The 24,742-nt window shown below is 61.5% G+C and carries 23 protein-coding genes; 14 read left to right on the forward strand and 9 right to left on the reverse strand.

Features of this window, described 5'->3' with window-relative positions; all coding sequences use genetic code 11:
* Positions 1–15: 15 nt before the first annotated feature.
* Positions 16–864 carry a formyltetrahydrofolate deformylase gene (purU, locus tag JFV30_RS22225; protein ID WP_010169973.1) on the reverse strand — a complete coding sequence of 283 codons (849 nt, stop codon included), beginning with the start codon at positions 862–864 and terminating at the stop codon, positions 16–18.
* 352 nt (positions 865–1,216) lie between these two features.
* Here purU and mvaT point away from each other — a divergent pair, with 352 nt between their 5' ends.
* Positions 1,217–1,591 (forward strand): histone-like nucleoid-structuring protein MvaT, encoded by a 375-nt coding sequence (gene mvaT / locus JFV30_RS22230; protein WP_005790963.1) that lies wholly within the window; start codon positions 1,217–1,219, stop codon positions 1,589–1,591.
* Between the two features lie 90 nt (positions 1,592–1,681).
* Here the strand turns inward: mvaT and sbcB are convergent, their stop codons facing one another.
* Entirely contained in the window at positions 1,682–3,109 is a 1,428-nt protein-coding gene (gene sbcB / locus JFV30_RS22235) for an exodeoxyribonuclease I (protein ID WP_201125191.1), read from the reverse strand.
* 192 nt (positions 3,110–3,301) lie between these two features.
* Between sbcB and JFV30_RS22240 the strand changes: the two genes are divergently transcribed.
* From JFV30_RS22240 to JFV30_RS22265, 6 genes are read left to right on the forward strand one after another with little or no spacing between them, the layout of a single operon-like run.
* Entirely contained in the window at positions 3,302–3,994 is a 693-nt protein-coding gene (locus JFV30_RS22240; RefSeq protein WP_201125192.1) for an RDD family protein, read from the forward strand.
* The gene (locus JFV30_RS22245; RefSeq protein WP_201125193.1) at positions 3,991–4,971 is read left to right on the forward strand and encodes a stage II sporulation protein M; all 981 of its coding nucleotides are present in this window, start codon (positions 3,991–3,993) and stop codon (positions 4,969–4,971) included. Before JFV30_RS22240 ends, JFV30_RS22245 begins: the two co-directional genes overlap by 4 nt.
* Positions 4,958–6,487 (forward strand): DUF4129 domain-containing protein, encoded by a 1,530-nt coding sequence (locus tag JFV30_RS22250; protein WP_201125194.1) that lies wholly within the window; start codon positions 4,958–4,960, stop codon positions 6,485–6,487. Before JFV30_RS22245 ends, JFV30_RS22250 begins: the two co-directional genes overlap by 14 nt.
* The gene (locus tag JFV30_RS22255) at positions 6,484–7,644 is read left to right on the forward strand and encodes a DUF4350 domain-containing protein (RefSeq protein ID WP_201125195.1); all 1,161 of its coding nucleotides are present in this window, start codon (positions 6,484–6,486) and stop codon (positions 7,642–7,644) included. The genes JFV30_RS22250 and JFV30_RS22255 overlap by 4 nt, the downstream gene beginning before the upstream one ends.
* On the forward strand, positions 7,641–8,621 hold the full coding sequence (locus JFV30_RS22260) for an AAA family ATPase (protein WP_169386142.1): 981 nt from the start codon (positions 7,641–7,643) through the stop codon (positions 8,619–8,621). The genes JFV30_RS22255 and JFV30_RS22260 overlap by 4 nt, the downstream gene beginning before the upstream one ends.
* Before the next feature lie 7 nt (positions 8,622–8,628).
* Positions 8,629–9,960, forward strand: coding sequence for a DUF58 domain-containing protein (locus JFV30_RS22265; protein WP_201125196.1), 1,332 nt, complete (start codon positions 8,629–8,631; stop codon positions 9,958–9,960).
* 40 nt (positions 9,961–10,000) lie between these two features.
* Here the strand turns inward: JFV30_RS22265 and JFV30_RS22270 are convergent, their stop codons facing one another.
* Together JFV30_RS22270 and JFV30_RS22275 are read right to left on the reverse strand one after the other, a co-directional pair.
* Positions 10,001–10,360 (reverse strand): PilZ domain-containing protein, encoded by a 360-nt coding sequence (locus JFV30_RS22270; RefSeq protein WP_010169981.1) that lies wholly within the window; start codon positions 10,358–10,360, stop codon positions 10,001–10,003.
* A 226-nt stretch (positions 10,361–10,586) separates the two neighbouring features.
* Positions 10,587–10,961, reverse strand: a complete 375-nt coding sequence (locus tag JFV30_RS22275) for a tetratricopeptide repeat protein (RefSeq protein ID WP_003214151.1) — start codon at positions 10,959–10,961, stop codon at positions 10,587–10,589.
* Between the two features lie 176 nt (positions 10,962–11,137).
* Here JFV30_RS22275 and pyk point away from each other — a divergent pair, with 176 nt between their 5' ends.
* Positions 11,138–12,589: a pyruvate kinase gene (gene pyk, locus JFV30_RS22280; RefSeq protein WP_010169982.1), complete on the forward strand. Its 1,452-nt coding sequence runs from the start codon at positions 11,138–11,140 to the stop codon at positions 12,587–12,589.
* A 196-nt stretch (positions 12,590–12,785) separates the two neighbouring features.
* Here pyk and JFV30_RS22285 read toward each other — a convergent pair whose 3' ends face one another.
* Both JFV30_RS22285 and JFV30_RS22290 read right to left on the reverse strand, forming a co-directional pair.
* Positions 12,786–13,535 carry an enoyl-CoA hydratase-related protein gene (locus tag JFV30_RS22285; RefSeq protein WP_201125197.1) on the reverse strand — a complete coding sequence of 250 codons (750 nt, stop codon included), beginning with the start codon at positions 13,533–13,535 and terminating at the stop codon, positions 12,786–12,788.
* A gap of 30 nt (positions 13,536–13,565) precedes the next feature.
* Positions 13,566–14,498 (reverse strand): iron-sulfur-binding ferredoxin reductase, encoded by a 933-nt coding sequence (locus tag JFV30_RS22290; RefSeq protein ID WP_201125198.1) that lies wholly within the window; start codon positions 14,496–14,498, stop codon positions 13,566–13,568.
* Positions 14,499–14,714: 216 nt separating this feature from the next.
* Here JFV30_RS22290 and JFV30_RS22295 point away from each other — a divergent pair, with 216 nt between their 5' ends.
* The 4 genes from JFV30_RS22295 (at position 14,715) to JFV30_RS22310 (ending at position 21,021) form a co-directional block, all read left to right on the forward strand.
* Positions 14,715–16,238, forward strand: coding sequence for a fumarate hydratase (locus JFV30_RS22295; RefSeq protein ID WP_003214142.1), 1,524 nt, complete (start codon positions 14,715–14,717; stop codon positions 16,236–16,238).
* 201 nt (positions 16,239–16,439) lie between these two features.
* On the forward strand, positions 16,440–18,206 hold the full coding sequence (locus tag JFV30_RS22300; protein WP_169386147.1) for an ATP-binding protein: 1,767 nt from the start codon (positions 16,440–16,442) through the stop codon (positions 18,204–18,206).
* On the forward strand, positions 18,200–19,534 hold the full coding sequence (locus JFV30_RS22305) for a sigma-54-dependent transcriptional regulator (RefSeq protein WP_201125199.1): 1,335 nt from the start codon (positions 18,200–18,202) through the stop codon (positions 19,532–19,534). The genes JFV30_RS22300 and JFV30_RS22305 overlap by 7 nt, the downstream gene beginning before the upstream one ends.
* 167 nt (positions 19,535–19,701) lie before the next feature.
* Complete coding sequence (locus JFV30_RS22310; RefSeq protein ID WP_010169987.1) at positions 19,702–21,021, forward strand: MFS transporter; 1,320 nt, start codon at positions 19,702–19,704, stop codon at positions 21,019–21,021.
* A gap of 63 nt (positions 21,022–21,084) precedes the next feature.
* Here the strand turns inward: JFV30_RS22310 and JFV30_RS22315 are convergent, their stop codons facing one another.
* Positions 21,085–21,840 (reverse strand): COG4705 family protein, encoded by a 756-nt coding sequence (locus tag JFV30_RS22315; RefSeq protein WP_010169988.1) that lies wholly within the window; start codon positions 21,838–21,840, stop codon positions 21,085–21,087.
* A gap of 194 nt (positions 21,841–22,034) precedes the next feature.
* Between JFV30_RS22315 and JFV30_RS22320 the strand changes: the two genes are divergently transcribed.
* Complete coding sequence (locus JFV30_RS22320; protein ID WP_201125200.1) at positions 22,035–22,667, forward strand: flavin reductase family protein; 633 nt, start codon at positions 22,035–22,037, stop codon at positions 22,665–22,667.
* Between the two features lie 125 nt (positions 22,668–22,792).
* Here the strand turns inward: JFV30_RS22320 and JFV30_RS22325 are convergent, their stop codons facing one another.
* Together JFV30_RS22325 and JFV30_RS22330 are read right to left on the reverse strand one after the other, a co-directional pair.
* Entirely contained in the window at positions 22,793–23,041 is a 249-nt protein-coding gene (locus JFV30_RS22325) for a hypothetical protein (RefSeq protein WP_201125201.1), read from the reverse strand.
* A gap of 43 nt (positions 23,042–23,084) precedes the next feature.
* Positions 23,085–23,426 carry an antibiotic biosynthesis monooxygenase family protein gene (locus JFV30_RS22330; protein ID WP_010169991.1) on the reverse strand — a complete coding sequence of 114 codons (342 nt, stop codon included), beginning with the start codon at positions 23,424–23,426 and terminating at the stop codon, positions 23,085–23,087.
* Positions 23,427–23,752: 326 nt separating this feature from the next.
* On the opposite strand from JFV30_RS22330, the gene JFV30_RS22335 reads away from it, so the two are divergent.
* The gene (locus JFV30_RS22335) at positions 23,753–24,682 is read left to right on the forward strand and encodes an AraC family transcriptional regulator (protein WP_201125202.1); all 930 of its coding nucleotides are present in this window, start codon (positions 23,753–23,755) and stop codon (positions 24,680–24,682) included.
* Positions 24,683–24,742 lie beyond the last annotated feature (60 nt).

Here is a 24,742-nt window from a genome sequence, read left to right on the forward strand (position 1 = left end):
ATCAAAACGCTTCAATCAGAACACGACGGTCTTGTTGCCGTGCACCAATACCCGGTCTTCCAGGTGATAGCGCAGACCACGGGCCAGCACCATCTTCTCGACGTCACGGCCAAAACGCACCATGTCTTCGATGCTGTCGCTATGGCTGACGCGCACTACGTCCTGCTCGATGATCGGACCGGCGTCCAACTCTTCGGTGACGTAATGGCACGTTGCGCCGATCAGCTTCACACCCCGCAGGGATGCCTGGTGATACGGCTTGGCGCCCACAAACGACGGGAGGAAGCTGTGGTGAATGTTGATCACCTTGCCAGCGTACTCACTGCACAGTTCCGGCGGCAGGATCTGCATGTAGCGCGCCAGTACCACGACGTCCGCGTCGTGCTGCTTGACCAGGCGCGAGACCTCGTTGAATGCCGGCTCCTTGTCCTGCGGGTTGACCGGGACGTGGTAATACGGGATGCCGTGCCACTCGACCATGCTGCGCAGGTCGTCATGGTTGGAAATCACGCAGGAGATCTCGCAGTCCAGCTCGTCGCTGTGCCAGCGGTGCAGCAAGTCAGCCAGGCAGTGGGACTCACGGCTGGCCATCAGGACCACGCGTTTTTTCTGTTCCGTGTCGGTGATGCGCCAGGTCATCGAGAACTCTTCAGCGATCGGCGCAAATGCCTCGCGAAATGCCTCCAGGCCAAAGGGCAGCGTATCGGCACGGATTTCGTGACGCATGAAAAACCAGCCGCTGAGATTGTCCGAGTGATGGCTTGCTTCGGTGATCCAGCCGTTGTGGGAAGCCAGAAAGTTACTGACCTTGGCAACGATGCCAACCCGGTCCGGGCAAGCAATCACCAGCCGAAAAGTGCGCATTAGGGGGAAACTCCAGAACTTCGCAAAGGTCGCCATTCTAGCGATTGCGCAGAAAAACTGCAGTATTCCTCAACGCTTATTCTGATAGCGGGCGTCAGCCCTGCCCCTTAATAGCGTAAGGTTTTACCCACTATATGTGTGCAAACGCGTGGACTCCGGCAGTAAGCCAAGACTTAACGAGAGTATCTTTAAGGGCTTAACCCTTACTAATTAACTCAATTCCACGCTTTTGCCACAAACAACCAAAGTAAATTACATAAATGCGGTCTTAAATGTTTACTTGGACAAACCGTCTGACTATTATTGGGCCACTATCCCCTTTCACCCCAGCGCCCTACATAAGGTAGTCCCCATGTCCCTGATCAACGAATACCGCGCCACCGAAGAAGCTATCAAAGAGCTGCAAGCCCGTTTGAAGAACCTGTCCCAAGACGACAAACTGCAAACCGAGCTGGAATTCGAAGGCAAATTGCGCACCCTGATGGGCGAATACTCCAAATCCCTGCGTGACATCATCGCGCTGCTGGATCCAGAGTCGAAAGTTAAGGCTCCACGTGGCGCCGTAAAAACTACCGGCACCAAGCGTGCTCGCAAGGTTAAACAATACAAAAACCCGCATAACGGCGAAGTGATTGAAACCAAAGGTGGCAACCACAAGACTCTGAAAGAGTGGAAAGCCAAGTGGGGCGGCGACGTGGTTGAAGGCTGGGCTACCCTGCTGGGCTAAGCCTCGTCAGGACGCTGCGTGATTCGCAACGCAATAAAAAACGCCAGCTTGCTGGCGTTTTTTATTGTCCGCGTTTTACCCGGGAGCCGACTACAGGCTCATTCGAGTCGCTAAAGAGTCAACATATTCCTGCCACTCATCAAGCACCTGCCGCTGAAACGGTGTAGCACTAACAGCCAACTCAAGACGCGCCTGTTTGAAATCCTCGAGGGTGTTTGGAGCTCCCCATTGCGGGTCTGACAAACGTTGCTGACAGAAAACTCTCCAGCGTTGTTGCTCCTCACTATTCAAGGTTTCGGGGAAGTTACGGGCGCGATAGCGAAATAATAATTCAGGCAAACGTTCATCATCGAACGGCCACTGCTGCCGTGCTAGTTGCTCAGGTTCGGCGACTCTCACTTGTTCACATAAACGTCGATCCCGATCACCGATAAAACCATCGTATAGCTGCTGCTCCGGATCGGCGCTCGACGCAAAATCTTCCTCGGCGTAAATCGCCGCTAATTTATCGCGCCATAGTTCTTGTGCGTCGCTTAGCCGCAGGGCACGGGCAGCGTACTCATCCATATCCAGTTGCAGGCGCTCACGGTCTTGCGCCCGAAGCACACTTAACGGCGCGACCACCGGGCAGCGATTGATGTGCAACAACTTGAGCGGCACCGGCAACTGACCTTCGGCAAGGTCGTCACGGCGGGTGTATAGACGCTTGCGCAAGGTATCGGCGTCCTCGTCCAGCAACCCCTGGGGATCAAGCCCCAGGTCGCAGACAATCAACGCATTGCGATTGCGTGGATGCCAGGCCAACGGCAGCACCACACCCAGGTAATGACGCTCGGAAGAAAAACGACCGGAAATGTGCACCATCGGCTGCAACAAGCGCACCTGGTCCATGACCCGCTGCTTGCTGCGCAATTGAAACAACCAGTCGTAAAGCTTGGGCTGCTTCTCGCGGACCAACCGGGCCAGGGCGATGGTGGCACGCACATCGGACAAGGCATCGTGGGCCTGCCCGTGATCGATGCCATTGGCGGCGGTCAATCGCTCAAGCTTGAGGGTGACGCGCCCGTCCTGTTCCGGCCAGACGATCCCGTCCGGGCGCAGGGCGTAGGCGGTGCGTACCACGTCGATCAGGTCCCAGCGGCTGTTACCGCCTTGCCATTCCCGGGCATAAGGATCAAAAAAGTTGCGGTACAAACTGTAGCGCGTCATCTCATCGTCAAAACGCAAGGTGTTATAGCCGGCCCCGCAGGTGCCGGGCGCCGCCAGTTCAGCGTGCACCCGGGTCATGAAGTCGGCTTCGGCCAGGCCCTTCTCCGCCAGTACGCCGGGGGTGATGCCAGTAATCGCGCACGCCGCCGGGTGCGGCAGGATATCGTCGCTGGGCTGGCAGTAGAGGTTGACCGGCGGCCCGACCTCGTTGAGCTCAAGGTCGGTGCGAATGCCGGCTACCTGCAGCGGGCGGTCGGTACGCGGGTTGATGCCGGTGGTTTCATAGTCGTACCAGAAAATGGTGGTCACGGGCTATTCCTGTGCTGAAGACCGCCAAAGTCTAGGCGCTTGAAGGTACCGGGGGCCAGCGCTGTGTTCACTGTACAAACATTCAGTAAATCGTTGAGTGGTTGCTTCCACCGTCGACACTGCTAGCATCCGTGTTTCCAACCCCGCCGCTGCCGCCGCCCAGGCGCCAGCGCTGCACTGCCAAGGACCGCGATGCCACCTGCGCCACTGGATACCCGCTACCAGATCGAGACCCCGGAGGGCATCGACCTGCCCCTGCGCCCCGCCGGGCTGCTGGTACGCTCGCTGGCGTTTGCCTTCGACCTGGGGTTGCGCGGCCTGATTCTCGGCATCCTGTTCATCGCGCTGGCCTTTCTCGGCAACCTGGGCATTGGCCTGGGTTCGCTGCTGCTGTTCCTCGTCAGTTGGTGGTACATGGTGCTGTTCGAAGTGCTCAACCAGGGCTGCTCGCCCGGCAAGCAGATCATGGGCCTGCGGGTGGTGCAGGACGATGGCACGCCCATCGGCTGGTCCGCCTCGCTGGTCCGCAACCTGCTGCGCTTTGTCGACATGCTGCCCTTCGGCTACTTCCTCGGCGCCATCAGTTGCCTGCAACACCCCCACTTCAAGCGCCTGGGCGACCTCGCAGCCGGGACCCTGGTGATCTACCGCGAACAAGCGCTTTCCCGTCCGCAAGTACCGCAAGCCCCGGCACTGCGCCTGCCGTTCGCCCTTGAACTGAGCGAGCAACGGGCCATTCTCGGCTTCGCCGAACGCCAGGGCGAACTGTCCACGGAACGGGTCAGCGAACTGGCTGCGATCCTGGCCACGCCCCTGCAAGTCTCCCCTGCCCGCGCCGTGGCGGAACTCAATGGCGTGGCCCGCGGATTGTTGGGGCCAGCATGAAGCAGAGTCTTTTCGAAAGCCGCCACCAGCCACAATGGCAAGCCTTTGCCACACAGCTGACACAGCTGGAAAAAGGCCAAGCCAGGCACACCGATTTCGCCGACTTCCCTCATCAATACCGGCAGCTGTGCCAGCACCTGGCCCTGGCACAGGAGCGCGGCTACAGCAGCTACCTGGTTGACCCGCTGCAGCAACTGGCCTTGCGTGGCCATCAACAGTTGTATCGACATCGCAGCCAACTGGGAGCAAACGTGCTGGGCTTCCTGCTGGCCGACTTCCCCAGGCTGGTTCGCGCGCAATGGCCATTTGTGCTGGCCGCCAGCCTTCTGTTCTTTGGCAGCCTGATCGGCATCGCCTTGCTGGTGTACCTGTTTCCGGACCTGATCTACAGCATCGTCAGCCCGCAACAAGTGGCCGAGATGCAGGGCATGTACGATCCCGATGCCAGCCGGTTGGGCCGGGCAGCCGAACGCGCCTCAAGCGAAGACTGGATGATGTTCGGCTACTACGTCATGCATAACATCGGTATCGCCTTCCAGACCTTTGCCGCCGGGCTGCTGTTCGGCCTGGGCAGCGTATTTTTCCTGTTCTTCAACGGCCTGATAATCGGTGCCGTTGCCGGGCACCTGACACAAATCGGCTATGGCCAGACCTTCTGGTCGTTTGTGATTGGCCATGGTGCCTTCGAACTCAGCGCCATTGCCCTGGCCGGCGCAGCAGGCCTGCAACTGGGCTGGGCATTGATTGCACCGGGGCAACTGACAAGAGGCGAATCCCTGCGACTGGCTGCGCGCAAAAGCGTGCAAATGATTTGTGGGGTGATGGTGTTCCTGCTGATCGCCGCGTTTATCGAAGCGTATTGGTCCTCAACCACTGCCGTGGCACCGTGGATCAAGTACCTGGTGGGCGCCGCGCTGTGGTTGCTGATGGCTGCCTACCTGCTGTTTGCCGGACGGAATCGCCATGCGCCTGAGTGACGCCAGCGTCGTGATCCGCCCGCGTACCTCGTGGGAAGCCATGGACCTCGGCATCATGCTGGCCCGCGAACACCGACTGCTGCTGATGAGCAGTTGGGCCATCGTGACCTTGCCGGTCTTCGCCCTGTTCAGCGTGCTGCTGTGGAACCACCCCTCCACCGCGCTGTTGCTGTTCTGGTGGTTGAAACCCGCCTTCGACCGCCTGCCACTGTATATCCTGTCCAAGGCCCTGTTCGGCGAAACACCCAGCCTGAAGCAGGCTCTGCGCCAATGGCCGCGCCTGCTCAAGGGCCAATTGCTGGCCAGCCTGACCTGGCGGCGCTTCAGCCTGAGCCGCAGCTTCGAGATGCCGGTGGTCCAGCTCGAAGGCCTGCACGGCCAGGCGCGCCAACAACGTCTTGGAGTGCTGCAACAACGCAACGCGGGGGCCGCGCGCTGGTTGACCCTGATCGGGGTGCACCTGGAAATCGCCCTGTGGTTCGGGTTGATGGCCGCGTTCTATTTCTTCCTGCCGCAAGAGGTCGAGCGGGACTGGGATTGGCAACAGCTGGTGCTCACTGCGGGACACGACTGGCGGTGGCTGGAACACCTGACCAATGCCTTCTATGCCTTGATCCTGGTGTTCTGGGAACCCATCTATGTCGCCTGTGGCTTCAGCCTGTACCTGAACCGCCGCACCGTACTGGAAGCCTGGGACCTGGAACTGGTGTTCCGCCGATTGCGCCAGCGCCTGAGTGGTGTGGCGCCGGTTCTGTTGCTGATGATCGGGCTGATGCTGGTCCCGACGGCGCCACCGGTATGGGCGGATGAGCTGGTCTCCCAAAAGCCCCTGAGTACGCAATCGGCCAATCAGTCGATCAAGGCGCTGCTGGAACAGCCACCGTTCAAAAACCCGGAAACCGTCACCCGCTATCGCTTCGGCGAGGATAAAGCCACAGACAAAAACAAAGCGGCAGGTGACGCCAAGCTGCCGGCCTGGCTGGAAGCATTCCTGAAAAACCTCAACAGCGATTCGTTCAAGCACATCGCGAAAGGGCTTGAGGTACTGCTCTGGGGATTGCTTGTGGGTGGGCTGGCCCTGGTGATCTGGCGTTATCGCGACTGGCTGCATGCGTTTGTCAGCCGACGCAGACCGCACAAGCCCAAGGCTGCCAACCCAGCTCCCCCACAACTGTTCGGCCTCGAACTGGGGGCCGACACGCTGCCGGAAGACATCGCCGGCACCGCCGAACAGCTCTGGGCAACCCAGCCCCGGGAAGCCCTCGGTTTGCTTTACCGTGGCTTGCTCAGCCGCCTGCTGCACGACTTCAACCTGCCGCTGAAAAGCGCCGACACCGAAGGTCAGGTCCTGGAGCGTATCCGCCAACTACAACAACCGCAGTTGCTGGCATTCAGTGATGAGCTGACCCGCTACTGGCAAAACCTTGCCTATGGCCACCGCCTGCCGCCCGCCCTGGCGCAACAACAGCTGTGCAGCAACTGGCGAGCCCTGTTCGGCTCCGGTGCGGCGCAATGAACCGGCCATTGCTGTGGGTGGGGCTGCTTGTGGCATGTCTGTTGGCCGCAGGCGGCTTTTATGCCTGGCACAAGGCGATTCCCTACCAGGAGGTGGTCGATCGCGGCCCTTCTCCTGAAGCCCTCGCCAACCCCTACCTCGCGGCGGAACACTTTCTGCGCCAGCAAGGCGTGGTGGTGGAGCAGACCAACAGCCTGGAGCGGCTGACCAACCTTTCGCCCGAAGGCAACAGCCTGTTGTTGCTGGGCGAACGCAGCAACATGAGCCCGCCGCAGGTGGATCAACTCCTGCAATGGACCCGGGCTGGCGGCCACCTTCTACTGGTAGCCGAAGCGTTGTGGGATGAGGACACCGGCAAAAGTGGTGACCTGCTGCTGGATCGCGTCCAGATACACCAATCCTTCAGTGAAGAGTTCGACGCACCAGCCCCTGCGCGTAAAAAGAAAGCGCCGGACCTGACCAAACTCTATGTGGACAACGAAACGGCGCCGGCCTATTTCAGCTTCGACACCGACTTCAATCTCACCGATCCCAGGCACCTGGCGCAATTCTCGGCGAACAGCGCCCGGTCGACGCACCTGATGCAGGTCAACCTCGGGCAAGGCCGCGTCACCGTGGTCACCGACAGCGACCTGTGGAAAAGCCCGGCCATTGGCAAACACGATAACGCCTGGCTGCTCTGGTACCTGAGCCAGGGCACTCAGGTTACGCTGCTGTTCAACACCGACGTCGAGGATCTGTTCAGCCTGTTGCTGCGCTACTTCCCCCAGGCCCTGGTGGCACTTGCCGCACTGATCGCCCTGGGGTTATGGCATGTCGGCATGCGCCAGGGCCCGATCCGGCCACCGGCACCCAAGGCACGCCGGCAACTGCAGGAACACTTGAAAGCCAGTGCCGACTTCCTGCTGCGCCGCAGTGGGCAAAACAGCCTGCTAATTGCCTTGCAGCGCGACATCCAGCGCACAGCCCGGCGCCGTCATCCCGGGTTCGAACACCTCGACACCGCCGAACAATCGCAGGTCCTTGAACGCCTGACCCGCCAACCCGCCCTCATCATCAGCCAGGCCCTCGGCCCACTCCCGGCGAAACGGCGGCTTTCCAGCGCCGACTTCAGCCGCCAGGTGGCCTGCCTGCAAACCCTCAGGAATGCCCTATGAGCGAATTTCCAGCCGCTGACCCTATTCAGCGCGCCAGCCAACTGGCCCAGGCCTTGCGCGTCGAATTGCGCAAGGCAGTCATCGGCCAGGACCCGGTGATCGATGACGTGCTCACTGCGTTGATCGCAGGCGGCCATGTCCTGCTTGAGGGAGTTCCCGGGCTGGGCAAGACCTTGCTGGTACGTGCCCTGGCTCGCTGCTTTGGTGGCGAGTTCGCGCGCATCCAGTTCACACCGGACCTGATGCCCAGCGACGTGACCGGCCATGCCGTGTACGACCTGCATACCGAACAGTTCAAGCTGCGCAAGGGTCCGCTGTTTACCAACCTGCTATTGGCCGACGAGATCAACCGCGCGCCGGCAAAAACCCAGGCGGCGTTGCTGGAAGCCATGCAGGAACGCCAGGTGACCCTCGAAGGCGAGGCGCTGCCCATCGGCCAGCCGTTCATGGTGCTGGCCACCCAGAACCCCATCGAGCAGGAAGGCACTTACCCGTTACCCGAAGCCGAGCTGGATCGTTTCATGCTCAAAGTGCGCATGGACTACCCCGAGGCGCAGCAGGAACTGGACATGGTGCGCGAAGTCACCCGCTCGTCCCGGGCCGACATGCTCGACGTCCAACCACTGCGCACGGTGCTGCACGCTGAAGACGTGCTGTTGTTGCAACAGATTGCCAGCGAACTGCCGCTGGATGAGCAGGTACTCGACTACGCCGTGCGCCTGGCCCGTACCACCCGCAGTTGGCCAGGCCTGACCATCGGCGCCGGTCCCCGGGCCTCCATCGCCCTGGTGCGTGGCGCTCGGGCCCGAGCCCTGCTGCGCGGGGGCGAGTTCGTGACCCCGGACGACATCAAGGGCTGTGCCCTGGCGGTGTTGCGCCACCGCGTGCGGATCGCGCCGGAGCTGGATATCGACGGGTTGGAAGTCGACCAGGTGCTCAGGCAACTGCTGGACCAAGTCCCGGCGCCACGGCAATGACACGCCCATGAGACCCGCCCGCCTGCTATTGATCTGGCTCATTGTGCTGCTGGGCCTGGGCATCGTGCTCGGCGCCTTGGTGGCTCTGCAGTTCAAGGTACCCGGCACCCTGCACTCAGTGACCTGGGGCTTGCTGCTCGCCCTGTTGCTGCTGGCCTTGCTGGACGCCAGCCGCTTGCGCCGCCGGCCCTCCCCGCGCGTACGACGGCAGATGCCCGGCAGCCTCGCTTTGGGTCGCTGGGGAGATGTGCGGGTGACGCTGGAACACGACTATCCACAGCCGCTGGTAGCCCGTGTATTCGATCATGTGCCTGACGGCTTGGCGGTGGAGAACCTGCCACAGTCCATCGAACTGCGACCCGGTGAGCACAGTGAATTGGGTTACCGCCTGCGGCCACTGCGGCGAGGGCATTTCAGTTTTACCCGGTGTGAAATCCATCTTCCCAGCCCCTTGGGGCTGTGGTCGGCACGGCGCCTGATAGATGTCAGCGATGCCACCCGCGTCTACCCGGACTTCGCGCGCCTGTACGGGGCTCAGTTGCTGGCGGTGGACAACTGGCTCAACCAGCTTGGCGTACGCCAGCGGCAACGACGCGGGCTGGGCCTGGAGTTTCATCAACTGCGCGAGTTTCGCGAGGGCGACAGCCTGCGCCAGATCGACTGGAAAGCCACCGCCCGGCAGCGCACCCCGATCGCCCGGGAGTACCAGGATGAGCGCGACCAGCAAATCATGTTCATGCTCGATTGTGGCCGGCGCATGCGTAGCCAGGACGCCGAACTGTCGCACTTCGACCACGCCCTCAACGCCTGCCTGTTACTCAGCTATGTCGCCTTGCGCCAGGGGGATGCCGTAGGGATTTGCACGTTTGCCAGCGACCAGCCGCGCTACCTCGCCCCGGTCAAGAGCAGTGGTCAGCTCAACCTGTTGCTGAATACGGTGTATGACCTCGACACTTCACGGCGCACGGCCGATTACCAGGCGGCCGCCAGCCAACTGCTGGCCCGGCAGAAACGCCGCTCGCTGGTGATCATCGTGACCAATCTGCGGGATGAGGATGATGAAGAGTTGCTGGCCGCCGTCAAACGCATCAGCCGCCAGCACCGGGTGCTGGTCGCCAGCCTGCGGGAGGAGGTCCTTGACCAGTTGCGCCAGGCCCCCGTGCAAACCCTGCCCGAAGCCCTGGCCTATTGCGGCAACATCGACTATCTCAATACCCGGGACGAACTCCACGACCGCCTGACCGCCCACGGCCTGTCGGTCCTGGACGCGCTGCCTTCGGAATTGGGAGCCGCTTTGGTGACCCGCTACCTGGGCTGGAAAAAAGCCGGAGCGTTATGAGGACTGGCGCGCCGCCCAGCGAGCAGCACGCCGACAGAATCTAGGCAGAGGCCTGCAAAGGATCGAAGCTGAAGTAATTCAACAGTGCACTGATCACCTCGCCATATTCGGCAGGCGCCCGGGACACACTGAACCCGGAGTCGTAATGCTGAGGGTTGATATCCTCATGGCACCACAGGCAGGTAGCCGTGAGGTCTACCGCATGCACCTCGCCCTCGGGGCCGGGAATCTTCAAGCGCAGTTCGAATTCCACGTCGATCATCATGGGCAATTGGCTGATCAGCATCAGCCCCTGCTCGGACACATTGCCCAGATAACCAATGGGCTTGTCCGTCAGGCGATTGAACACTTGCAGGAAGCAGGGTAACTGATGCCGCTCGATCCGTCGGTGAGTAAACATGATGAGGTCGCCATCCAATGGCCATGAATTTGGCCGCTCCAGTGATTCGGAACGAGCCCGACAGGCCCGCTCTCCCCGGATATCGGTGCGACAACAGCCAGTGCTTTGTCACTTTACAGCCGCCAAATCCGGGCATTCCATCCGTTCGAATAGAAACCTATACAAACCGACATTTAAAGATTAGCCCAAGACTGGCAACGAGCCAGCTATAGCATGACAAATATCATCACAATGACGCCGGACGCGGCTGGGCAACGCTCGCGCCGGGGTAATGCCCCAGTTGTTGCAGGGTATCCAAACGGGCACGCGCGCGGAACGCGTACTCGCTCGCCGGGTACTGGCTGATGATGAACTGATAGGTTTGCGCCGCATCGACGAACAGTTTCTCGCGCTCCAGGCACTGCCCGCGCAGCATCGAGACCTCCGGTTGCACGTAGCGCCGGGAACGGCTTTCACGGTCGACCTGGGACAACTCAAGGGTGACCCGCTGGCAATCGCCCACGCCGTAAGCGCGGTACGCATTGTTCAAATGATGGTCCATCGACCAACGGGTGCAGCCGACAACACTGACGGCCAGGGCAGCAATGATCACGATTCGCATGGGGGGTTCTCCTGTCTTGTGCAGTGTATCGACCCTTCATCGAAAATCTTCAAGGTTGTTCATCTGTTCATGCAGAGTGAAAACAAGCGAATCATCGATAAGTAGTGCAAACGAACAATGACTACAACCAAAGAGCATAGTAGCCTTCCCCAGCGCTTGAACTCAGGAGTCCGTGCATGTCCGTCCGTCGTACCAAAATCGTCGCCACCCTTGGCCCGGCCAGTAACTCGCCGGAAGTCCTCGAACAGCTGATTCTGGCTGGCCTGGACGTTGCCCGTCTGAACTTCTCCCACGGCACCCCGGACGAGCACAAGGCTCGCGCCAAGCTGGTGCGTGACCTGGCCGCCAAGCATGGCCGCTTCGTTGCACTGTTGGGTGACCTGCAAGGCCCGAAAATTCGTATCGCCAAATTCGCCAACAAGCGGATCGAGCTGAAGATCGGTGACAAGTTCACCTTCTCCACCAGCCACCCGCTGACCGAAGGCACCCAGGACGTAGTGGGTATCGACTACCCGGACCTGGTGAAAGACTGCGGCGTCGGCGACGAACTGCTGCTGGACGACGGTCGCGTGGTCATGCGCGTCGACACCGCAACGCCAACTGAACTGAACTGCACCGTGATCATCGGCGGCCCGCTGTCCGATCACAAAGGCATCAACCGTCGCGGCGGTGGCCTCACAGCTCCAGCCCTGACTGAAAAAGACAAGGCCGACATCAAGCTCGCCGCCGAAATGGAAGTGGATTACCTCGCGGTATCCTTCCCGCGCGACGCTGCCGACATGGAATACGCCCGTAAACTGCGCGACGAAGCCGGCGGTACCGCCTGGCTGGTGGCGAAGATCGAACGCGCCGAAGCCGTGGCCGATGACGAAACCCTCGACGGCCTGATCAAGGCTTCCGACGCCGTCATGGTTGCCCGCGGTGACCTGGGCGTGGAAATCGGCGACGCCGAGCTGATCGGCATCCAGAAGAAAATCATCCTGCACGCACGTCGCCACAACAAAGCGGTGATCGTTGCGACCCAGATGATGGAGTCGATGATCCAGAACCCGATGCCGACCCGTGCCGAAGTGTCCGACGTGGCCAACGCCGTGCTCGACTACACCGACGCCGTGATGCTCTCGGCTGAAAGTGCGGCTGGCCCGTACCCGCTGGAAGCCGTACAGGCCATGGCGCGCATCTGCGTCGGCGCTGAAAAGCACCCGACCAGCAAGACCTCCAGCCACCGTATCGGCAAGGTCTTCGAAAGCTGTGACCAGAGCATCGCCCTGGCCGCCATGTACACCGCCAACCACTTCCCGGGCGTGAAAGCGATCATCGCCCTGACCGAAAGTGGCTACACGCCGTTGATCATGTCGCGCATCCGTTCTTCGGTGCCGATCTACGCGTTCTCCCCGCACCGCGAAACCCAGGCCCGCGCGGCCATGTTCCGTGGCGTCTACACCGTACCGTTCGACCCGGCTTCGTTGCCGCCTGAGCAAGTCAGCCAGGCCGCGATCGACGAGTTGCTCAAGCGCGGCGTTGTGGAGAAAGGCGACTGGGTCATCCTGACCAAGGGCGACAGCTACCACACCATCGGCGGCACCAACGGCATGAAGATCCTGCACGTTGGCGACCCAATGGTCTGAGTGACACGCTGAAAAACAAAAGCCCCGCCATGTGAATGGCGGGGCTTTTTGCATTTCAGATCGGGATATTCCATTGGCTATCAGGGCCTCATCGCAGGCAAGCCAGCTCCCACAGTTGACCGAGTTGACTTGAAGAAACGCGATTAACTGTGGGAGCTGGCTTGCCTGCGATGGCGCCCGTTCCCACAACACTTCTTCATCGTCTGGCGATAAAACCCGACAACGCCGCAATCGCCTCCGGCGACTTCAACCGCTGGGTAAACAACGCCCCTTCCTCCTCGATCACCTTGCGCAACTGTTCGCGATCGACGCTTTTCATCAGGTGCTTGCTGACTTGCACCGCGCCCGGCGCAAGGACTTCGAACCGGCCGGCGACTTCCCGCGCCTTGGCCAATGCCGCCTCACCACTGCCCAACGCTTCGGTCGCAATGCCCCAGATAGCCGCCTGCTCACCGCTGAATCCTTCACCCAACAGCAACAACTCCGCCGCCTTGGCATGCCCCAACAAACGCGGCAGGATCAAACTGGAACCAAACTCCGGGCACAGCCCCAGGTTGACGAACGGCATGCGCAACCGCGCATCCCGGCTGACATACACCAGGTCACAATGCAGCAGCAGCGTTGTACCAATCCCCACCGCCACACCCGCCACCGCGGCAATCACCGGCTTTCGGCAATTGAGCAAACTGCGCATGAAGTGAAACACCGGGCTGTCGAGATCCGCCGGAGGTTGTTCAAGGAAGTCGCCAATATCATTACCGGCAGTGAAGCACTCGCTGCTGCCCTGGATCAGTACCGCATTGACGCCGGTATCGGCATCGGCCTGCTCCAGCGCCTTGGCCAGTTGGCTGTACATGGCGCGGGTCAGGGCGTTTTTCTTGTCCGGGCGGTTGAGCTGCAGGATCAGCAACCCGCGTTCGCGTTGCTGCAGGATGGCATCGGTCATGGCAAATCTCGCGGCTGGAAAATTCAGCGCTCAACCACGGGGCAGGAACACATCGGCCAGCAGTTGATTGCGCGGCAGTCCGGCCAGGAACAGGCGCTTGGAGAAGGCCTCGACACTGGCAGGGTGCCCGCAGAGTAAGGCCAGAGTTTGCCGGGAAACAAGCCGCAGTTGCGCCAAAGCCTCGGTTGCCTCAGCCGCTGTCCATCGCTCAACCGTCACGTTCGGGTGCGCCGCAGCCAGTTGCGCCAAGGGCTCGGCCAGATAATGACCGTCTGCATCATGGGCCAGGTGAATGACCCGGATGGCGCCCTGGTGATCCTGACGCAGGGCCTCGCGCAACACGCCCCACAGCGGCCCAAGGCCAGTGCCCGAAGCCAGCAGCCAGAGCGGCCGGGATTGCCAGTCGGGGTCATACTGCAACGCGCCGCCCCGCAGTTCGCCCAGGCGCAGGCTGTCACCGGCCTTGAATTGGCGGGCGGCGTCACTGAATTCACCCGGCAGCCGGCAATCGATATGAAACTCGAGGAACGGGTCTTCCTGGGGCAGGCTGGCCAGGGAATACGGCCGCGCGACGCTGCCCGCCCACAGCACCAGATGTTGCCCCGCCCGGTAGCGCAAGCCGCGCTCGGGTTGCAGCCGCAGGCGCAATACGCTCGGGTTCAACCAATCAACGCTCAGCACCGTCGCCGGCAACCCGTCACGCAACGGGTCAAAGGTCTCGACCCGCACGTCAGCCGTGACCTGGCACTGGCAGGCCAGGCGCCAGCCGTCCTGGCGTTGTGCCGGGCTCAGGGCATCCGGCTGGTTGTCCTGGATATCTCCCTGGCAACGCACCAGGCAGGCGTGGCAACTGCCGGCACGGCAGCTGTAGGGCACGGCCACCCCCGCCTGGTTCAGGGCATCCAGCAGGTTGCTGCCGGTGGCTACCGACCAGTGGCGTTCGCCGACGTGAAGTTCAGGCATCAAGGGACTCGGATCAAAAAGGCGTCTACAGGGAATCACGCCCGGTAGAGTTTGACCATAGTCGGGTGTATCGGCCACCGTGGCGGGTTATACTGCCGCGCCTTTTTAGCGTCGCGCCTGCACCACTTTGGCGTGCCTTGGAAAGGTGGCTTCAGCCGACCGATGCAACACTGACGCCACCTTTATTGAATGTTCCCTTATAGAGGAGCGCGACTCATGACCGTGATCAAGCAAGACGACCTGATTCAGAGCGTTGCCGACGCCCTGCAATTCATTTCCTACTACCATCCCGTTGACTTCATCCAGGCGATGCACGAAGCCTACCTGCGCGAAGAATCGCCAGCGGCCCGTGACTCCATGGCACAGATCCTGATCAACTCGCGCATGTGTGCCACCGGCCACCGCCCGATCTGCCAGGACACCGGGATTGTCACCGTATTCGTACGTGTAGGCATGGACGTGCGCTGGGATGGCGCCACCATGAGCCTGGACGACATGATCAACCAAGGCGTGCGCCAGGCTTACAACCTGCCGGAAAACGTCCTGCGGGCTTCGATCCTCGCCGACCCGGCCGGTGCGCGTAAAAACACCAAGGACAACACCCCTGCGGTGATCCACTACTCCATCGTCCCGGGTAACACCGTGGAAGTGGACGTGGCCGCCAAGGGCGGTGGTTCCGAGAACAAGTCGAAAATGGCCATGCTGAACCCGTCCGACTCGATCGTCGACTGGGTGCTCAAGACCGTTCCGACCATGGGCGCCGGCTGGTGCCCACCGGGCATGCTCGGCATCGGCATCGGCGGCACCGCCGAGAAAGCTGCGGTGATGGCCAAGGAAGTGTTGATGGAATCCATCGACATCCACGAGCTGAAGAAGCGCGGCCCGTCCAACCGTATCGAAGAGATGCGCCTGGAGCTGTTCGAGAAGGTCAACCAACTGGGCATCGGCGCCCAGGGCCTGGGTGGCTTGACCACCGTGCTCGACGTGAAGATCATGGACTACCCGACCCACGCCGCTTCGCTGCCGGTGTGCATGATCCCCAACTGCGCCGCCACCCGTCACGCGCACTTCGTGCTCGACGGTTCGGGCCCGGCGTCGCTGGAAGCGCCACCGCTGGACGCCTACCCGGAAATCGTCTGGGAAGCCGGCCCGTCGGCCCGTCGCGTCAACCTCGACACCCTGACCCCGGAGGACGTGCAGAGCTGGAAGCCGGGCGAAACCGTGTTGCTCAACGGCAAGATGCTCACCGGTCGCGACGCCGCGCACAAGCGCATGGTCGAGATGCTGAACAAGGGTGAAACCCTGCCGGTGGACCTCAAGGGTCGCTTCATTTACTACGTCGGCCCGGTTGATCCGGTGCGCGAAGAAGTGGTTGGGCCTGCCGGTCCGACCACCGCCACGCGGATGGACAAGTTCACCCGCCAGATCCTCGAGCAAACCGGCCTGCTGGGCATGATCGGCAAATCCGAGCGCGGCCCGACCGCCATCGAAGCGATCAAGGACCACAAGGCGGTTTACCTGATGGCCGTCGGCGGCGCGGCTTACCTGGTGGCCCAGGCCATCAAGAAATCCCGCGTGGTGGCATTCGCCGAACTGGGCATGGAAGCGATCTACGAGTTCGACGTGAAAGACATGCCGGTCACGGTTGCCGTTGATAGCAAGGGTGAGTCGGTACACATCACCGGTCCTGCCATCTGGCAGAAAAAGATCAGTGAAAGCCTGGCGGTAGAAGTGCAGTAAGCAATTCCCCTGCGGGATAAATGACCTTGTGGCGAGGGGGCTTGTCCCCCGTTGGGCTGCGCAGCGGCCCCGAAAAGAGCGGGAGTGCTGCGCACTCCAACGGGGGACAAGCCCCCTCGCCACAGGACAATCCCTCCCATCGCAACAAGCCATGCGCCTCATGCTATGGTGCTCGCCCCCAATTGCACTGTTCATCTTCGTATGATCGCGATTCCCCGCCCGTTGCGTTTGACCTTCTACTCCCTGCTGATCATTGCCGGTGCGATGCTGGCTGCCGCCCTGGCCACCCGCCACGCCGAACGCCTGGCCCTGGTGGACGACGCCGCCCGCGCCAATCAGCAGCTCATGCTTTATGGCAACTCCCTGCACACCCTGATCGAACGCTACCGCGCCCTGCCCGCCGTGCTGGCCCTCGACTCGGAAATGATCAGCGCCTTGAAAGGCCCGCTGGACGCCGCCACCCAGGATTTGCTCAACCGCAAACTGGAACGCATCAACGGTGCCGCCCAGTCTTCCACCCTGGAACTGATGGACCGCAACGGCCTGGCCGTGGCCGCCAGCAACTGGAACCTGCCCAGCAGTTACGTCGGGCACAACTACGCGTTTCGTCCCTACTTCAGCCAGACCCTGAGCCAGGGCACCGGGCGTTTCTACGCGGTGGGCGTGACCACCGGGATTCCCGGGTATTTCCTCTCCAGCGCGGTAGTGGGCGAGAACGAGCAGTTCCTCGGTGCCATGGTGGTCAAGCTGGAATTCCCGGAACTGGAGCGCGAGTGGGCCCAGGGCAATGACCTGCTGCTGGTCAGCGATGCCCGCGGCATTGTGTTTATCGCCAACCAGCCGGGCTGGCGCTACCGCGCGTTGCGCCCGCTCTCAGACAGCGACCACGCCGAACTCAAGGCCACGCGCCAATACGACAAGAAACAGCTGCTGCCGCTGGACACCGAAGCCTTGCAACGCTTTGACGAAAACAGCCACCTGATGCGCGTCGACGGCCCCGACGGCAAGGCCAATTACATTTGGGAATCCCTGCCGCTGAAGGCCGAAGGCTGGACCTTGCACCTGCTGCGCAAGCCACAGGTTGCCTTTGAAGACCAACGCAACGCCGGCCTCGCCGCTGCCGGATCATGGCTGGCGCTGGTGTTCCTGGTGCTGTTCCTGACCCAGCGCTGGCGCCTGGCCCGCCTGCGTCAGCGCAGCCGCGAAGAACTTGAACAGTTGGTGGAAGAGCGCACCCGCGCCCTGCGTACGGCGCAGGATGGTTTGGTGCAATCCGCCAAGCTGGCAGCGCTGGGGCAGATGTCTGCCGCCCTCGCCCACGAAATCAACCAGCCGCTGACCGCCCAGCGCATGCAGTTGGCGACCCTGCGGCTGCTGCTGGACCACGGCCGGGTGGACGACGCCTACCAGGCCCTGACCCCGCTGGACGACATGCTCACCCGCATGGCCGCCCTCACCGGCCACCTCAAGACCTTCGCCCGCAAGAGCCCCAGCGGCCTGCGCGAACGCCTCGACCTGGCCACGGTGGTGGACCAGTCCCTGCACTTGCTCGACGCCCGCCTGCGGGACGAAGCCATCGGCACCGTGCTGGACTTGACCCGCCCGGCCTGGGTACGTGGCGACGCGATTCGCCTGGAACAGGTGCTGATCAACCTGCTGCGCAACGCCCTCGACGCCATGGCCGACAAGCCGCGCAAGCGCCTGGAAATCCGCCTGCACGCCGACCAGCAACTGTGGTGCTTGACCGTCAGCGACAGCGGTGGCGGAATTGCCGAAGAGCACCTCAACAGCGTGTTCGACCCGTTCTTCACCACCAAACCGGTGGGCGACGGGCTCGGCCTGGGGCTCGCCGTGTCGTACGCTATCGTCCACGAACTCGGCGGCCGCCTGAGCGCCGGCAATCAAGGTGACGGGGCGATCTTTACCCTGACCTTGCCCATCGCCCTGGAGACGCCAGACCTATGTTGAATGCGGTGATTGTGGTCGACGACGAAGCCAGTATCCGCACGGCCGTCGAGCAGTGGCTCAGCCTGTCGGGTTTTGACGTGCAGTTGTTCAGCCGGGCCGAGGAATGCCTGGCGCAATTGCCCAGGGATTTTCCCGGGGTGATCCTGAGCGACGTGCGCATGCCCGGCCTCAGCGGTCTGGAGTTGCTGGCCGAAGTGCAGCGGCGCGACGCCGACCTGCCGGTGATTCTGCTCACCGGCCACGGCGATGTGCCGATGGCCGTCGAAGCCATGCGCGATGGCGCCTACGACTTCCTCGAAAAACCCTTCAGCCCCGAAGCCCTGCTCAGCAGCCTGCGCCGGGCGCTCGACAAACGCGGGCTGGTGCTGGAGAACCGCCGCCTGCATCAACAGGCCGATCACCGGGCTCAACTGGAATCCAGCCTGCTGGGGGTGTCCCGGGGTTTGCAGAACCTGCGCCGGCAAGTGCTGGACCTGGCAGGTCTTCCGGTCAATGTGCTGATTCGCGGCGAAACCGGCAGTGGCAAGGAACTGGTCGCCCGTTGCCTGCATGATTTCGGCCCCCGTGCGAAGAAGCCGTTTGTGGCGCTGAACTGCGCAGCGATTCCCGAGCAACTGTTTGAAGCCGAACTGTTCGGCCATGAAAGTGGCGCGTTCACCGGCGCCCAGGGCAAGCGCATCGGCAAGCTGGAATACGCCGACGGCGGCACGCTGTTTCTCGATGAAATTGAAAGCATGCCCCTGGCCCAGCAAGTGAAATTGCTGCGGGTGTTGCAGGAGCAAAAACTGGAGCGTCTCGGCTCCAATCAAAGCATCAAGGTGGACTTGCGGATCATCGCCGCCACCAAGCCGGACCTGCTGGACGAAGCCCGCGCCGGGCGTTTTCGCGAGGATTTGGCCTATCGCCTGACCGTCGCGCAACTGCGCCTGCCACCGCTGCGCGAGCGCCGGGAAGACATTCCGCTGCTGTTCGAGCACTTTGCACAAAGCGCCGCCGAACGCCTGGGCCGCAGCTTCGCCCCGTTGAGCGGCCCAGCGCTGGGCCGCCTGCTCAGCCATGACTGGCCGGGTAACGTGCGGGAACTGGCCAACGTCGCTGAACGCCAGGTATTGGGGCTGGGTGAACCGGAGCCGGAAGGCATCGAAGCCGGGCAATCGTTGGCGGCGCAGCAGGAAGCGTTTGAAGCCCATTGCCTGAAAGCCGCATTGACCCGGCACAAAGGCGATATCAAGGCGGTGCTGGCCGAGCTGCAACTGCCCCGGCGCACCTTCAACGAAAAAATGCAGCGCCATGGCCTGGCGCGGGACACGTTCCTCAAAGACGAATGAGCGGATTTCCGCTCATCACCCTCCAATCATCAGCGACTTTCCGCTCAAAAAAATCTGCAAACCCTTCTAGACCGGGCCTTCACCTGCTTGGCACAGCTCCTGCTATAGCCCCGACCAGGCTGCGCTACCGCGCGCTCCACAAAAACAATTAGATGAAGGATCCTTAAATGGATAACTCCAACTCCCTGCCTCTGGGGTCGGCGGCTGCGCCGGCAAAAGAACGCACCACCTCCAGCCGTATCAGGTCGATCTTCAGCGGGTCGGTCGGCAACATGGTCGAGTGGTACGACTGGTACGTCTACGCGGCCTTCTCGCTGTACTTCGCCAAGACCTTTTTCCCGAAAGGCGACACCACCGCACAACTCTTGAACACCGCCGCGATCTTCGCCGTGGGCTTCCTGATGCGCCCGATCGGTGGCTGGCTGATGGGCCTGTACGCCGACAAGGTCGGGCGTAAAAAGGCCTTGATGGCGTCGGTATACCTGATGTGCTTCGGCTCATTGCTGATTGCCCTGAGCCCCGGCTATGAAGCCATCGGCATTGGCGCACCGATCCTGCTGGTGTTCGCGCGTTTGCTGCAAGGCCTGTCGGTCGGTGGCGAATACGGCACCTCCGCCACCTACCTCAGCGAGATGGCGACCAAGGAACGTCGGGGCTTCTACTCCAGCTTCCAGTACGTGACCCTGATCTCTGGCCAGCTCATCGCCCTGGCGGTATTGATCGTGCTGCAACAATTGCTGACCACCGAGCAACTGTACGACTGGGGCTGGCGTATCCCGTTCGCCATCGGCGCGTTGTGTGCGGTAGTGGCGCTGTACCTGCGTCGCGGCATGGAAGAAACCGAGTCGTTCACCAAGAAAGAAAAGGCCAAGGAAAGCGCAATGCGCACCTTGATGCGCCACCCCAAGGAACTGATGACCGTGGTCGGCCTGACCATGGGCGGCACCCTGGCGTTCTACACCTACACCACCTACATGCAGAAATACCTGGTGAACACGGTCGGCATGAGCATCTCCGACTCCACCACCATTTCGGCGGCCACGCTGTTCCTGTTCATGTGCCTGCAACCCATCATCGGCGGGCTGTCGGACAAGGTTGGCCGTCGGCCAATCCTGATCGCCTTCGGCGTCCTCGGCACGCTGTTCACGGTGCCTATCCTCACCACCCTGCACACCATCCAGACCTGGTGGGGTGCGTTCTTCCTGATCATGGCGGCGCTGATCATCGTCAGCGGCTACACCTCGATCAACGCGGTGGTAAAGGCTGAGCTGTTCCCGACCGAAATCCGTGCCCTGGGTGTGGGTCTGCCCTATGCGCTGACCGTGTCGATCTTCGGCGGCACCGCTGAATACATCGCGCTGTGGTTCAAGAGCATTGGCATGGAGACCGGCTACTACTGGTACGTCACCGCGTGTATCGCCGTGTCGCTGTTGGTGTACGTGACCATGAAGGACACCCGCAAGCATTCGCGGATCACCACGGACTAAGGGTTCGCCAGGTGTAAAAAAGGGGCCATGTCATTGACTGACATGGCCCCTTTTTCATTGGCTTCAGGACAGCTCGGCCACCGCCTGGCGCCCATACCGGCGCTGGGCATACGCCGCCCCGGCAATCATCACCACCAGCACTGCCGCCAATACGGCCGACGAGCCGATGGTGCCAAAGTCCAACCCGCCCTTTTCATGGGGTTTGGTCAGGAAGTCACCCAGGGTTGCGCCGAACGGCCGGGTCAGCACAAACGCGACCCAGAACAGCAGCACCGACGAAATCCGCGTGAAGTATTTGAGCAACACCACCACCGCGATACTCGCGCCGATCAGCAAGGCCCCACCGGCAAACCCCAGCCCGGAATCATCCGCCAGGAAATCCCCCAGCGCCGTGCCCAGGGTGTTGGAAAACAGAATCGCCATCCAGTAGAACAGCTCACCGCGAAAGGTCTGGACCTTGTTCACGTTCAGCGAGTCGCCGCTGATACGCCACAGGGCAAAGATCGCCACCAGGATCGACACCAGAATCATCGAGCCCGTGGCATAACCCAGCCCCAGCGTGCGGTCCATGAAGTCGGACATGGTGGTGCCGGCAGTGCTGGTGGACAGGATCACGATCCAGTACAGCACCGGGTTGTAGGTTTTCGACCAGAGTTGCGTCACCAGGGTGACCAGGAACACGCTGATCAGGATCATCGAGCTGATGGCGTAACCGACATTCAAGGTCATCGACAGCAAGTCCCCGGCGGTTTCGCCCAGGGTCGTGGCGCAGATTTTCATGACCCAGAACGCCAGGGTGATCTGAGGAAGTTTGTTCATTGTGCAGAAGGCTCCAAAGGCTCAGTCGTTCAAACGGTCGACTTATCGGGGGTGTCGACCTGGCGCGCAGACTGAACCGGGAGCTGTGAAAAATAGGTGGGGGCGGTATGAAAATTCCATATGGATGATAGAAATCCGCAGCATAGGATTGCACTATGATGCCCTCCCCGAACCGCGCAGCAGGAACCCCGGCCATGTCCGACGATATCCACTTCTACGAACCCGCCAACGGCCACGGCCTGCCCCATGACCCGTTCAATGCGATTGTCGGCCCGCGTCCGATTGGCTGGATCTCGTCCCACGACAGCCAGGGCCGCCTGAACCTGGCGCCCTACAGTTTCTTCAACGCCTTCAACTACATTCCGCCGATCATTGGGTTTTCCAGTGTCGGACGCAAAGACAGCCTGAACAACATCGAACAGACCGGCGAATTCGTGTGGAACCTGGCCACCCGCCCGCTGGCCGAGCAGATGAACCAGAGTTGCGCGCCGGTATCACCCGAGGTCAACGAGTTTGAATTGTCTGGCTTGACGCCAGTGGCTTCGAAGGTGATCGCCGTGCCTCGCGTCGGGGAAAGCCCGGTGTCGTTCGAGTGCAAGGTGACGCAGATCATTCAGCTGCAGCGCGCCGACAAGGAACGGGTGCCCAGCTGGTTGGTGCTTGGCGAAGTGGTCGCGGTGCATATCGCCAAATGGCTGCTGAAAGACGGCGTGTACGACACCGCTGCCGCCGAGCCGATCCTGCGTGGAGGCGGCCCGGCGGATTATTTTCAGTTGGGGCCGGAAGCGCTGTTCAAAATGTACCGCCCAGGCGCCGCGCAACGCTGATTGGGATGCGATAAAAATGTGGGAGCGGGCTTGCTCGCGAATGGGGCGTGTCAGTCAATGCATATGCCGACTGATCCACCGCATTCGCGAGCAAGCCCGCTCCCACATTTGGATCAGCGGTGTTTTTAGTTGGCGGAAGTTGCCCAAGAGAGCTGACCGCCTTCATCTACATCGACCAAGCGCTCCAGTTGCAGAGCTGCGGCATCGTCGGCGTCGGAGGCGGTCTTGAACTTCTGTCCATCGAGGATCTTGTGAAAGCGCGGTGCGCCCATGCCATCCAGCGCCTTGACGGCGATGGCGGCGCTATAGCCACCCTCATCTTCACGCACCAGGGCGGAAACGGCTTCGTGGTGGGCAAACTCTTTACGTGCCATGTTGCAGGTCCTGGCCAATGGGAAAGGCGGCCATTCTAAAGCACTAACCCGCCAGTTGCAGGTACTCGCCATAGGCATTGACGGCCGACGCGTCGGTAAAGGTCTGGAAGTCCATGCTGCGAACCACCATGTCATTCAACAACTCGGTGAAGACCATCAGCGCCGGCGAGCTGAAGTAGGCACTCATCGCCTGCTCGCTGCTCCAGAAGCCCGACACCAACCACACATCCGGGTCTGCCTGGGAATGCTGCAACGAGAATTGCAGGCAACCCGGCGCCTGACGGCCCGGTTCAATCAAACTGCTCAAGCGTGCACCGAGTTCGGTGCTGTACCCGGTACGGGCACGGATAAAGGCCATATGGCTCGCGGGAATGGGGGTGGACATGTTCGACTCTCCCGTTGAGAAGTGATGCTCGGCAAGCACTGTGAGGGCGTGTTGCCACAGGATCAAAGATACTGGCGCAGGTGTGGATGCAGTTAGTCGATTCCTGCCGGCTTATTGCACAATCCTGCGAGATGCGTAGAGATAACAATCGGCCCGCGGGTTTTATTCCCGGCATGACTGCCGTATTTCAGGCGCATGACAGCCCCTGGCTTGCCTGATTCACGATTTATCGCAGGATCAGGCAAGGATTGTGCAGAATCGAAGTACCACTCTTTGCAAAGCCGCCTTTAAGCTGTGCCCATCGTCAAAGCACCAGAGGATGTCCCATGTCGTCGCCCGAACTTCGCTCCACGCCCCTCGACGCCGATATGGAAAAGCAGCGCGCAGAACTCGCCGGCATCGTGCGCCGGCATACCTGGGAGGATGGTTCCTACGGCACGGCGATCACGTCGCTGTACCTCAACCGCCACAACACCCCGCGCGACTTCATGCCGGTGCTGGTGGAGCCTGCGCTGTGCATCCTCGCCCAGGGCCGCAAGGAAGTGCGACTGGCAGATGAAGTCTTCGCCTACGACCCGCTCAATTACCTGGTGTTCTCCGTATCGATGCCGGTGGCCGGGCGCATCCTCGACGCCGCGCCGGAAGACCCCAACCTGTCGATTCGGGTGAACATCGACCCGGCGCAAATCACCGCGCTGATCGCCGAAGCCGGCCCGATGGGTGTGCCCACACGCCCGACCTCCCGCGGGATGTATGTCGACCGCCTGGACAACCAGTTGCTCGATGCCGTGCTGCGCCTGACGCGCTTGCTGGACACGCCGAAAGACATCGCGATGCTGGCGCCGTTGATCAATCGCGAAATTCTCTACCGCCTGTTGCGTGGCCCACAGGGTTATCGGCTGTATGAAATCGCCGTGGCCAACAGTCAGAGCCATCGGGTCAGCCAGGCAATCAGCTGGTTGAACGGCAACTACGAACAGCCCCTGCGCATTGATGACCTGGCCAAGGAAGTAAACCTCAGCGTCTCGACCTTGCACCACCGCTTCAAGGCAATGACCGCCATGAGCCCGTTGCAGTATCAGAAGCAGTTGCGCTTGCAGGAAGCCCGGCGGTTGATGATCGCCGAGGGCCTGGAAGCCTCGGCGGCGGGTTATCGGGTGGGCTATGAAAGCGCCTCGCAATTCAGCCGCGAATACAGCCGGCTGTTTGGTGCGCCACCGTTGCGGGATCTGGCCAGGTTGCGCCAGAGCCTTTAACGCAGACCCTGCGGTGAGAAGTTTTTTGTGGCGAGGGGGCTTGTCCCCCGTTGGACTGCG

The sequence above is a fragment of the Pseudomonas sp. TH32 genome (genome assembly GCF_016650855.1).
In the GTDB taxonomy this organism is placed as follows: domain Bacteria; phylum Pseudomonadota; class Gammaproteobacteria; order Pseudomonadales; family Pseudomonadaceae; genus Aquipseudomonas.